Origin of the sequence: Streptomyces sp. NPDC058632 (assembly GCF_042717095.1) — a bacterium.
Classification (GTDB): domain Bacteria; phylum Actinomycetota; class Actinomycetes; order Streptomycetales; family Streptomycetaceae; genus Streptomyces.
In genome coordinates, this window is sequence record NZ_JBHXQZ010000013.1 from 36,309 (window position 1) to 46,917 (window position 10,609).

Annotated in this window: 9 protein-coding genes and 5 pseudogenes; 3 read left to right on the top strand and 11 right to left on the bottom strand. The window is 70.3% G+C overall.

Annotated features, from left to right (window positions below; all coding sequences use genetic code 11):
• Positions 1-539: 539 nt before the first annotated feature.
• Positions 540-947, top strand: coding sequence for a DUF4190 domain-containing protein (locus ACFWVE_RS07730; protein ID WP_384009262.1), 408 nt, complete (start codon positions 540-542; stop codon positions 945-947).
• Between the two features lie 173 nt (positions 948-1,120).
• On the opposite strand, the pseudogene ACFWVE_RS07735 reads toward ACFWVE_RS07730, so the two are convergent.
• From ACFWVE_RS07735 to ACFWVE_RS07750, 4 genes and pseudogenes are all read right to left on the bottom strand, one after another.
• A pseudogene (locus tag ACFWVE_RS07735) lies at positions 1,121-1,242 on the bottom strand (ribosomal protein bL36).
• 86 nt (positions 1,243-1,328) lie between these two features.
• Positions 1,329-1,448 (bottom strand): annotated as a pseudogene (rpmG, locus tag ACFWVE_RS07740) (50S ribosomal protein L33); the annotation flags it as partial.
• 195 nt (positions 1,449-1,643) lie between these two features.
• The gene (locus ACFWVE_RS07745) at positions 1,644-1,817 is read right to left on the bottom strand and encodes a hypothetical protein (protein ID WP_384009264.1); all 174 of its coding nucleotides are present in this window, start codon (positions 1,815-1,817) and stop codon (positions 1,644-1,646) included.
• Between the two features lie 49 nt (positions 1,818-1,866).
• Positions 1,867-2,004: a hypothetical protein gene (locus tag ACFWVE_RS07750; RefSeq protein WP_384009374.1), complete on the bottom strand. Its 138-nt coding sequence runs from the start codon at positions 2,002-2,004 to the stop codon at positions 1,867-1,869.
• 600 nt (positions 2,005-2,604) lie between these two features.
• Here ACFWVE_RS07750 and ACFWVE_RS07755 point away from each other — a divergent pair.
• On the top strand, positions 2,605-3,504 hold the full coding sequence (locus ACFWVE_RS07755; protein WP_384009266.1) for a GNAT family N-acetyltransferase: 900 nt from the start codon (positions 2,605-2,607) through the stop codon (positions 3,502-3,504).
• Between the two features lie 246 nt (positions 3,505-3,750).
• Here ACFWVE_RS07755 and ACFWVE_RS07760 read toward each other — a convergent pair whose 3' ends face one another.
• The 3 genes and pseudogenes from ACFWVE_RS07760 to ACFWVE_RS07770 all read right to left on the bottom strand — a co-directional run.
• The gene (locus tag ACFWVE_RS07760) at positions 3,751-4,038 is read right to left on the bottom strand and encodes a hypothetical protein (protein WP_384009268.1); all 288 of its coding nucleotides are present in this window, start codon (positions 4,036-4,038) and stop codon (positions 3,751-3,753) included.
• Positions 4,039-4,482: 444 nt separating this feature from the next.
• The gene (locus ACFWVE_RS07765; RefSeq protein WP_384009270.1) at positions 4,483-4,830 is read right to left on the bottom strand and encodes a hypothetical protein; all 348 of its coding nucleotides are present in this window, start codon (positions 4,828-4,830) and stop codon (positions 4,483-4,485) included.
• A 640-nt stretch (positions 4,831-5,470) separates the two neighbouring features.
• Positions 5,471-5,599, bottom strand: a pseudogene (locus tag ACFWVE_RS07770) (flavodoxin family protein); the annotation flags it as partial.
• Between the two features lie 118 nt (positions 5,600-5,717).
• Between ACFWVE_RS07770 and ACFWVE_RS07775 the strand changes: the two are divergent.
• A complete protein-coding gene (locus tag ACFWVE_RS07775; protein WP_384009272.1) occupies positions 5,718-7,109 on the top strand; it encodes an FAD-binding oxidoreductase in 1,392 nt (463 codons plus the stop codon).
• Positions 7,110-7,194: 85 nt separating this feature from the next.
• Here ACFWVE_RS07775 and ACFWVE_RS07780 read toward each other — a convergent pair.
• From ACFWVE_RS07780 to ACFWVE_RS07795, 4 genes and pseudogenes are all read right to left on the bottom strand, one after another.
• A pseudogene (locus ACFWVE_RS07780) lies at positions 7,195-7,620 on the bottom strand (transposase); the annotation flags it as partial.
• A pseudogene (locus tag ACFWVE_RS07785) lies at positions 7,578-7,814 on the bottom strand (IS5/IS1182 family transposase); the annotation flags it as partial. The pseudogenes ACFWVE_RS07785 and ACFWVE_RS07780, both read right to left, overlap by 43 nt.
• 179 nt (positions 7,815-7,993) lie before the next feature.
• Positions 7,994-9,625 carry an alpha/beta hydrolase gene (locus ACFWVE_RS07790; protein WP_384009274.1) on the bottom strand — a complete coding sequence of 544 codons (1,632 nt, stop codon included), beginning with the start codon at positions 9,623-9,625 and terminating at the stop codon, positions 7,994-7,996.
• A gap of 219 nt (positions 9,626-9,844) precedes the next feature.
• Positions 9,845-10,552: a serine hydrolase domain-containing protein gene (locus tag ACFWVE_RS07795; RefSeq protein WP_384009360.1), complete on the bottom strand. Its 708-nt coding sequence runs from the start codon at positions 10,550-10,552 to the stop codon at positions 9,845-9,847.
• Positions 10,553-10,609 lie beyond the last annotated feature (57 nt).

Sequence of the window (10,609 nt, forward strand, 5' to 3'; positions counted from 1 at the left end):
GCAGTCGGGACACCACGCCGGTACCGCGGTGGGCAGGCACGCACGCACCTGGAAGGAGACGCATCACATGGTCGGGTCAGGCGGCAGCATCCGGGCGGACACGGTGACCGTGGCCGGTGTTCCGGCCGGCACAGTGCCGGCCGACTGCGGCAACGACAGCGATTCCCCGGCGGGGAAGGAGGCGTCCAGCGCTCGGGAGCAGGGTACAAAGGCCGTTCGTTCCGCCTACGACAAAACGGCCGAGCAGGACACCGCACGGGTGACGCTGCGCGTGCAGACTTCGGCCGAGGGTACCTCAATGGCCGCGAGCGGCCGGAGAACCGTCGGTCTGAAGGACGGTGGCAGCGTCATGGCCCTCAGCGCGCAGGGTGCGCGCACCGCACAGCGGATCGTCGGTCGAATGCTCCACCAGAGGCTTCCCCGGAGTGGAACCCAGGGCGGCAGGCCGTGGATCGAGATCGATTCGCAGAAGCCTGCCGAGCCTCAGGCAGCCGGGGCCGGTCCGCGAACGATCTTGTCCAAGCAAGGAGGTAACAACCATGACATCGACGCAAGGACACCACGAGGGACGGCAGGACGGGCCCGCCGGTCCGGGTGAGCGCCACAACGGGTTCGGTATCACCGCTCTCGTTCTGGGACTGGTCGGCGCCGTACTGTTCTGGACCGTGATCGGCGGGATCGTGCTCGGCCTGCTGGCGCTGGTCTTCGGAGTGCTCGGTCACCGGCACAAGAAACGCGGCGTGGCCACCAACGGAACGATGGCCGTGATCGGCGCGGTGATCGGCGCGCTCGTGCTCGTCACCTCCTCGGTGCTTCTGGCGGTGGGCGCGGCCGTGTTCAACAGCGACGAGTTCAAGAACTACACCGACTGTGTCGAGCACGCCGACACCGAAGCCGACCGACGGCAGTGCGCAAAGGACTTCGACCGGAACGTCGACAGTCCGTGAGCCCGGTGATCGGGGCCGGGACGGGCCTCTCCGGGAGGTACGGATCTTCTTCGGCAGCACCGTGCGAGCGCCGGTTGAGCACTGGCCGGCCTATCGCCCCCTCCCCCACCGGCACGCCGGACGGCCCGGTACCGCGAGCGCGGTGCCGGGCCGTCCGGTAGCGAAGTGGCTCGTCAGCCCTGGCGGGCCTTGAACCGCGGGTCCTTCTTGTTGATCACGAACGCCACGCCCCGCCGCGCACCACTTGGACGTCCGGCTTGGCCTTCAACGAGCGTGAGGACTTGCCCACCTTCACCACGGTCTCCTTCCTCAGGGTCCAACAAGGGGGCACCGTCGGCCTCCCCCTCGGGGGCCTCGGCCGCGGGGCGACGGAGGCAGGTGTCATCGTTCTTCGCGGAAGAGGACGTGCTCACCGGCGACCGGGTCGTACGTCCGCAGGGCCAGCCGGTCGGGGTCGTGCAGACGGTTCTTGCGGGTCACGTAGGTGACTTCCGTACCTGCTCCGGCAAGAACCGCAGTACGCTGCGCACTCTGCTGCCCACGACCGACGATCACGCCAAGATGCCGTTGAACAGGTGTCCCTTGGGGAACCGTTGCCGCGGACAGGGCCGACCACGAAGGTCGGGGGTGCCCGGAGTGTGTTCGCGTCACCCCCGAGCACCCCGTCACGCGGGGCAGCGGTCGCAGGGTCCGGGGTCAGCGCCGGCTCCTGGAAGCCCGGCCCGCACCGATTCCCGCCACATGCAGAGCCAGGGCAGTCAGCCCCAGCAGCATCACATTCGTCGAAGAGAACACATCATTGGTGCCGATGTCCGCCGCGTTGATCAAAAACGCGACGAAGAACAGCACCGCAGCCACTATGCCCAGCATGAACAAGCTCCTCTCGGACAGGTGAAGCCCGTATGCCCCGACATCCCCCTCACACACCGGAACGCAGAAAGGTCGCCGAGGAGGCAGGCCGAAGCGGGGCCCCGCAATCCGCCGCCGCAAGCGCCGCGCCGGAGACGGCGACCGGCGCACCACTGACCGGGTCCACCAGCAGCAGTTCCTCCTCCACGCCTACACTCCGCATACCGCCACCTTCATCTCCCCCTCACCGCCACTGCCCCTCCGCCCGAATCGTGGCAGGCGCAAGCTCCCACGACAACACGTCGACCCCGCACACCCCGTCGGACGGACCGCCCCCACCAGGACCTCAGCAGGTGCACCGGTCCCTGGCCGTGAGGCGGGTACGGCCGGAGGATCCGGGTGGTGAGAATCGGCGGGGCGGCTCGGCACTACTGCCGGAAGTACGGGGACCCGCTGCCGCAGACGATGCCGGCACAGGCGGTGTTCCGCTTTCCATGCCGACGAGTGGATCACCTTCCTCACCGACGTCACCTCACTCACCCACACGATCCACCCGCGTGTACGGGACGGAGACCCGGCCGCCGCAGGACAACTCCTTCCCCCTCGAAGCTCCTGCTCCGTGAACGAAGGGACCCTCTGGCGCACCTGCGCCGGTGAACCTCGGGCAAGGGCACGGTCTCAGTGGCATGACCTGCAGCAACAACCGGGAGAGCGCCGTGCGCGATGACATCACACCCCGTTGACGCCGGTCGCTGTGACGCGGGGGAACCACTCGCCCCGGCCAGGTTTCTCTGACTAACATCAGAGAATGGATGCGGCGCAGATCGATCAGGTGCGGCGGTTCAACCGCACCGTCACCGAACGCGTGGGCGTGCTTCACGACCACTACCTGGGCCGCGACCGGCCCATCGGCGAGGCCCGGCTGCTCTGGGAGATCGGCGAGCAGGGCCAGGACGTACGGCGGCTGCGCGAGCGCCTGGGGCTCGACTCCGGGTACGTCAGCCGGCTGCTGCGCTCCCTCGAGGCAGACGGCCTGGTGAGCGTCAAGCCGCACCCCCGGGACAGACGGGTGCGCACCGTCCGGCTCACCGACGCGGGCCGCGTCGAGCGTGCCGAACTCGACCGTCGGAGCGACGACCTGGCAGGCCGCCTCCTGGAACCGCTCAACCGCACCCAGCGCGCCCGGCTGGTCTCCGCCATGGCCGAGGTCGACCGGTTGCTGAGCGCCGCGACGGTCACACTGGACGTCGTAGCCCCGAACCATCCCGACGCCGAGCACTGTCTGCGGTCCTACTTCGCCGAACTGCGGGAACGCTTCGAGAGCGGCTTCGACCCGGCGCGGAGCCTGCTGCCCCACGCCACGGAACTTTCCCCGCCGCAAGGACTGTTCCTCATCGCCCGCCTGTACGGCGAGCCCGTCGGCTGCGCCGGCCTGAAACTGCCGCCCGGGGCACCGGCGGAGGTCAAGCGGATGTGGGTCGCACCCCACGTCAGGGGGCTCGGTCTCGGCCGTCGGCTGCTGACCGAACTGGAGACAAGAGCCTCCCAGCACGGCCGCAGCGTATTGCGCCTGGACACCAATGAGGCGCTCGATGCCGCCATCGGCCTGTACCACTCCTGCGGCTTCCAGGAGGTTGCCGCCTTCAACAACGAGCCCTACGCCCAGCACTGGTTCGAGAAGCACATCGCCACACCACCGCCAGGATGACGGGACCGGCCACAGACTATGGAGCGGGTGCGTTCGGCCGCCTGAGCCGATCCCCGCCGGCACCGCCCGCCCCCCCCTCCACGCCCAAAAGGCCACCGGACTCGAGCCGGTACACGGCCTGCGCCGCGCCACTGCGCGGCGCACCCCGGTGGCAATGGCGTTCAACGAGCTCCTGAGCCTGTTGAACGGAGTTCGCGACAGGCCCCGGCCCCACCCGGCCCCGGTGGCACGCCCCCCCCCCGCCGGTCAGGTTCGCACGGCCGTCACCGTGAAGATCGGGATCGCGACGAATGCCCGGCCGGCCGCGCCGCGTTCGCGCTGGTCGGACATCCAGGCCTCGGCCTCGGCGGCGCTCACCGCGCCCGCCGCCCGGGCAGCCTCCGCCAGGTGGCCGAGCATGGGCAGCAGCAGGCCGTCGGTGAACACCGCCGTGTCCACCTCCACCCGTGCCTCCCCGAACCCGCCGTCCAGCAGCAGGTTCCGGTAGCCGCGCGCCGCCCGGGCACCGGGCGGCCGGTCGGCACGGGCGGCCACACACATCCCTGGCCGCCTGCCCGGACTTCGCCCGGCTCGTCCAGTCCCGTCCCGCATCGACGCGGGTCCTCGGAGCGAACGAGCGGGGCACGGCCTCTGCTCTTCCTGGACATCGACCGACCGCTGACCCCGTTCACGACGCCGTGCGGGTGGCCCCGGGCCCTCGCCGCCGGGACGGGAAAACGGGGGGCGATGAGTTCCTCGCCGACGTGGAACCGACCGGTGACAGACACTCGGACGGCGAACCCCGGCCGAAGTCCTCAGCTATCGTCCACCTCCTCGATGCCGGTATGGAGGACTCGGCCGGCACCGTCGGCGACGCCGTGGACAACGCCCCGTGGAGTCGCGGATCGGCCTTTGCGAGGAGGAGCCGATCAGGCCTCGTCTACCGGGCCGGGCGGCTCATTCGGGTCGCATTCGTTGCCCTCGGTGTCATGACCACCTTCAGCTCACCGTCCGGTCCGTTGTGGCCGTGCTCGACGAGCGGCTGCGGGTAACGGCGTGACCGAAGGCCGTCGCCAGGACGTACATGAGCACCGAGTAAACGGCGCTGGGGACTGCCACCTCCGCGTTGTCCAGGACGCTCAGTGCGATGGTGAGGGCAACGGTCGTGTGGTGGATCCCCACTTCCATGGCGCCGGCGATCGCCTGAGGTTCGTTCAGACGAAGGGCCTTCGCACCGCCGTACCCGATGCCAAGGCTCGCCAGGCAGAATATTCCGGTGACCAGACCGACCTGCCGAAGGTAGTCCGCGAGGTTCTCCCGTCCTCCCAACAGCGCAGCCAGGGACACAACGACCAGGACGGTAACGGAAAATAAGCGGACGGGACCGTCGGCCCGGGCCGCGGAACCGCGCCGGACCAGCATGCCGAACTGCAGCCCCAGGTCGCCTTCGGTGTCGACGCGGCAGCCCTGACCGCCTGTTCATCGCCCCGGCCAGTCGGCAACCACGGGATGGGTGCGCTGTTGACGGAACAACTGCCACAGAACCATCCGAAGGAGATGTCACGGACATCACCGTCGTGGACGGGCGTACGGTGCGCAGTCACGCGGACGGCCACGTCAACCGGGGCCGGCTGGAGCCGAAGGGCCCGTTCGGATGGCAGGTGAACGCTTCACCGGACCGGCCGACCAGGCCGCTGATCCGCCAGGACGGGGACTTGCCGAGGTGTGGCTGGGAGACCGCCAGGGAACGGTTCGTCTCCCGTTCCCGCGATCTGCCGGCCGAAAGCCGTCCGGAGTCGACCCACTGGTGTGTGTCGCCCAGCGCCCCACGCAGGTGGCCCGCTGGGCGACCGTTCACCCGGCTCCGCGCGTCGGCACGAACGTCACCCTGCTCACCGAGCTCTTGCACGCCCGGGCGGCCCGGCCGGATCTGCGGCGTGCCGGCCGCGCGGATCGGTGAGGCCGCCGAGGTCCTCGGGCCGGCCGGCTCCTCATCGCCGGTGATCGGGCAACCGCCAACGTGTCCGTAACAGGCGTACTGGCCTGCATCGTTGAGCAGGCTGGAACAGGCATGGAAACGTTCGGTCACCTGATCCATCACGGAGCTGTCGGCGCCGGTCCGGAACGACCGGCATGCGGGCCCGGCCGCTCCGGACTAGCGTGGAAAGCAGAGAACGGCAGCCACCAGCGCGCCCCGGGATGTGACGCAGATGCCGGACAAGCAGGGGTCCGTATTGACAGCCACTGCGGAGCAGGCGATGGCGGATGAGCTGCGCTCCTCGCTCCGAGGTGAGGTGATCGACCGCAGGCATCCCGGTTACGACGAGGCCCGGGCCGTGTGGAACGGCCTGACCGACCGGCACCCCGCGCTCATCGCCCGGTGTTCCGGCACGGCGGACGTCGTCGAGGCGGTACGGGCTGCGCGCAAGCACCGTCCTGTCGTCAGCATCCGCGGTGGTGGGCACCAGGTGGCGGGCAGCGGGGTGTGCGACGACGGGCTGGTGATCGATCTGTCGCGCATGAAGGGCGTGCACGTCGACCCCACTGCCCGCACAGCGCGGGCCCAGGCGGGCCTGACCTGGGGCGAGCTCGACCGCGAGACCCAGCTGCACGCTTTGGCCACACCGGGCGGGGAGATCTCGGCCACCGGGATCTCCGGTCTCACGCTCGGCGGCGGCCTCGGCTTTGTGACGCGGACGTTCGGTCTGAGCTGCGACAACGTCCGCTCGCTCGAGATCGTCACCGCGGACGGCGAGGTGCGCACCGCGAGCCGGGAGGAAGAACCCGAACTGTTCTGGGCGGCGCGCGGCGCAGGTCGGGGCCTCGGAGTCGTCACCTCCTTCGAGTTCGACCTCCACCCGCTCGGTCCCGACGTGGCCGGTGTGCTGGTGCTCCACCCCTACGAGCGTGCCGAGGAAGTGCTGCGGGCCTGGCGGGACGCGACGTACACCGCGCCCGAGACGGTCACGCCGGAACTCCTGCTCTGGAGCATCCCTGCGGACCCCGCGATCCCGCAGGAGCTGCACCGGTCGAACTGCGTGATGGTGGGCGCCGTGTACGGGGGTCCCCCGGGCGACGCTGCCACCGCCGCGCTGGCGCCGCAACGTGAACTGGGCCCGCCGCTCATGGACTTGAGCGGAACCGTGCCCTACGTCGAGCTGCAGAGCGCCAACACCTGGCGGTTCCCCGACGGCGAACGTTACTTCATGAAGTCGCATTTCCTGGACGAGCTGACCGACGACGCCATCAGCACCCTGGTGGACTGGTACTCCCGACGGCCCACTCCGGAGAGCCTGATCGTCGTCCGCACTCTGGGCGGCGCCGTGGCGCGCGTCGGTCCCGACGACAGCGCGTTCGCGCATCGGTCCGCGCGCTACAACGTGAGCATCGACGCGGGCTGGCGGGATCCGGCGCTGGACGAGACCGCGATCGGGTGGGCGCGCTCGGCGTGGGACGCGATGAAGCCGTTCTCGAGCGGCGGGACGTACGTCAACTTCGCCGGGCTCGGCGAGGACGCGAACGAGCTGCGGGGTGCGGTCTTCGGCTCGCACGAGGAACACCTCGAACGCATCCGCGCCGCATACGACCCCGAGGGCCTCTTCGGATCAGCCGCGGGCAGGCCCTGAGCAGGTGAACAGAGCGCGATAGAGGCGGTCACCCGCCCTGGACCGGTATCCGCCCGTCCGGGACCTCGCAGGGGCCCCGGACCGGTCATGGATGCTGTTGGTTAATCGGGGCCCTGCTTATTTTCGCCCCGTCGATCATTTGATCGGCGGGGCGAAGTACTGCGAAGTGGCGGGTGCGGGTGCGGGTGCGGGCTCGTGGTTGGCCGGTGACGTGGGCGTCGATGCGGGTGAGGTTGATCGCGGCGCCGGTGAGCTGGTGCTGGAGGCTGGTCTTCGCGAGGCCTCGGTAGCGGGATCTGCGCAGGCCGCAACGCCCCACGGCCTGGGAGATGGTGCCCTCGGCACCGGCACGGATCTTGTACCTCTCTTTCCAGGCATCGGTTCCCTGCTCGGCTCGGGCCGTGCGGACGCGAGGGCGTACTTGAAGTCGATCCTGGCCCGGACCGCTTCCGCGGCCTGCCGGTCGGTGAGCCCTTCGACGAACGGCAACACCAGCACCATCACGAGCCGGCCCGGTGACCAGGCAGGCCTGCCCCGCACCGGGAACAGGTCCACGAACTCCTCATCCGCGAACAACACCCCCGGCTCGTCCCGCACCCGGATCGCCAGACTCCCCTCCGGGAACGCGGCCCGAGCCACCCGCACCGTCTCCGCCGGGATCTCTCCCGACCCCTTCGGCTGCACTGACATCCGCACCCACCCCATACGACAACGTCGGCCTTCAAGACCACAACCGGGTCTCGAAGGCCGACGTCACGCCAGGCCCCGGATTAACCAACAGCATCCGATCATGGTCCGGGCCCCCGGTGTCGGTCCTGGTTGCAGAACGGCATGGGATGGGGCCGTGGCCGGTCCCGGGACCCACGCATGGCCGGGCTGCGGGACTACGGCCGGCTCAGGGCGATGCCGGCCGTCCCTCCCCCGCCGGTGGCGACGCCGCCCTGCGGCTTGGTTGCGGAGAAGGGCGGCGTGTCCTGTTGGCACGTGCTTCCGGGCGCCGGGAGGGTGCCGTCGACGAGGTAACGGCTCTCGTGTGCCTTGATGCAGCTGCTCGGGTTGACCAGTGCGGTGTGCCCGTACCCCTTGTTGGTGAGCAGACGGGCACTGGCCAGTTCCCCGGCCATGGCCTGCGCACCCGCGTAGGGCGTGGAAGGGTCGTACACGGTGCCGACCACCAGGACGGGGTGTGCCGTCGGGTTGTTCCACGGGCCGGTGTAGCGGTTGGCGGCTACGGCCGGCCAGGTGGCGCACGGCTGCGCGGCCCAGGTCCAGAAGCGTCCGGTGTCGCCCGCACGGGTGGCGCTCGCCTCCTCCAGTGCGTGATAGACGTCGGGATCACGTGGATTGGGGCTGTCGCCGCAGAGCACGGCACCCCCTTGCTCATCACCCGTGTACGGAACCGGGACCGGCGGTGCGGGCGGGGGTGCGGACGGCCCCGGGACGCGCCCGTTCCACAGATCCTGAAGCCGGCGGGCGAGATCCGTCCATCCGGGGTGGACGGTGTAGAGGCTGTTCACCGCGTCACCCACCGTCCTGCCGTAGGTCCACGTGTCCACCGGATGCTCCCTCAGACGCTTCATCAGATGGTCGAACTTGTCCCGGGTCGCTTTCGGACTGCCGGCGGAGAAGGCGCATCGGCCGGTGGTGGCGGATCCGCAGAGGGTGAGGAACTGGTCCAGTGTCGCTGCCGCGGTGCGGTCCGAGCCCATCCGCAGGAACGTCGTGAGCCGCGGGTGGTCGGGGGAGGCGTGGTTCGTCCAGGCCTGCGGGTCGATGTTGCTGTCGAGGATCATGGCGCGGACCTTGGCGGGGAAGAGGTTGGCGTAGGTGGCGCCGAGGATCGTGCCGTAGGAGATTCCGAGGTAGGTGAGTTGCGGATCGCCCACCGCCTGGCGAAGCCGGTCGAGGTCGCGCGCGGTGTCGGCGGTCGACACATGGCGCAGGAGCTCGGGGTCACGCTGCCGGCAGTTGCGAGCCAGCTCCTCGTACGCGGCGATCCAGGTCTTCCGCTCCTGTGCGCCGACCGGAAAGCCGGCCGGTTTGCTCGAGATCCAGGCGTCGGCGTCCTCGGGGCTCGCGAAACAGTTCACCGCGGTGCTGTTGCCGATCCCGCGGGGGTCCCAGCTGACGATGTCGAACCGCTCCCTGACCTCGCGTGGGAAGGCCTCGTAGTTCTGTGGCATCTGGACCGTTCCCGGCCCGCCGGGCCCGCCGGGGTTGAAGAACAGGGTGCCGATGCGCTGTCCGGGTCCGGTTGCCTTCCGTTTCACGACCGCCAGTTCGACGGTGCGGCCGCGAGGGTTGTGGTAGTCCAGCGGCACCTCCGCGGTCGCGCAGTCGAAGTGTCTCCCCTGAGCGCAGGGCCTCCAGTCCAGCTTCGGAGCGGACACCGAAGGTGTCGGCCCACCGTCCGCGGTGGCGAGGTCCGGCCGGGCCAGTGCCGTCGAGCAGGTCACCATCGCGGCGATGACCGCGGCACGACTCCGACGGCCCGCCAGCAGTCCGCATATGTGCATGCCTTGTCCTTCACGGCCGAGCGCCCGACGCCGCCCGTGCGCTGGACATCGGTGCGCATCCCTGTCCACGACACCCCGGTCCGGCAGGTCGCGCGAGCCGGCAGCAGCCGAACGGCGGAGCGACCGCCCGGCCCACACCGTCCGCGTCGCGACGTACGTCCTCCGGGCTCGGAATGTCCCGGCGCCGGCATCGCGCGGCGGCGTTGCGTATGGCCGCTGCTACGTGCGGTCCGCCGCACACAGTTGCTCGTCGATCAGGGTGTTCGCAGCGTGGTGGGTGCCGGGATCCGAGGACGAACCGTCGCCCGTCGCCGCCACGACGACCACCCGGCGGCCGTCGCTGCTGAAACCGTTGCGGGTCGTGCAGCCGAACAGGTCCCCGCCATGACTGTAGTAGCCGCCGCCGCAGGTGAGCCGTATCTCCATCAGGCCCAGGCCGTAACGGGCACCGGGCCGGGCCGGATCCATCGGGGCCGCCCTCACCGTCGTCCTCGTCTCCGCCGGCTGGGCGGGCTTCAGCAGCCGGCCTTCCATCAGCGCCCGGTAGAACCGGGTCGGATCGTCCGTCGTACCGGTCATTCCGCCGGCGGCACCGGGTCCGCTCGGGTTGAGCTCCGTGACGTCGATCACCGGTCCGCTCTCGCCGAAGGCGGAGCAGCCCTTCAGGTGCGCGCCCCGGATACGGGGATCGGCGGCGGGCGCGGACGTGTCGTGCAGGCGCAGCGGCCGCAGGATGCGGTGCCGTACCTCGTGCTGCCAGCTGTGGCCGGTGACCAGCGCAGTGGTCAGGACATGGACCGTGGTCCGGGTCCGGGTGAGAGTGCGGATCGTGGGCGTGGATGTGATCCTGGGCGTGGGTGTCCTGGTCTGCCGGCTCCTTGGCGAGTGGTGGGGGGCCCCGCCCGGGGGGGGGGCCCCCCCCCCCAGGGGGGGGGGGGCGGGGCCCCCCGCGGGGGGGCCCCGGGGGGCCGGCCCCGCGGGGGA

Bases quoted from the DNA above. Each gene is read 5' to 3' on its own strand.
- ACFWVE_RS07730 (WP_384009262.1), top strand. From the start codon at position 540: ATGACATCGACGCAAGGACACCACGAGGGACGGCAGGACGGGCCCGCC.
- ACFWVE_RS07755 (WP_384009266.1), top strand. From the start codon at position 2,605: ATGGATGCGGCGCAGATCGATCAGGTGCGGCGGTTCAACCGCACCGTC.
- ACFWVE_RS07745 (WP_384009264.1), bottom strand. From the start codon at position 1,817: ATGCTGGGCATAGTGGCTGCGGTGCTGTTCTTCGTCGCGTTTTTGATC.
- ACFWVE_RS07790 (WP_384009274.1), bottom strand. From the start codon at position 9,625: ATGCACATATGCGGACTGCTGGCGGGCCGTCGGAGTCGTGCCGCGGTC.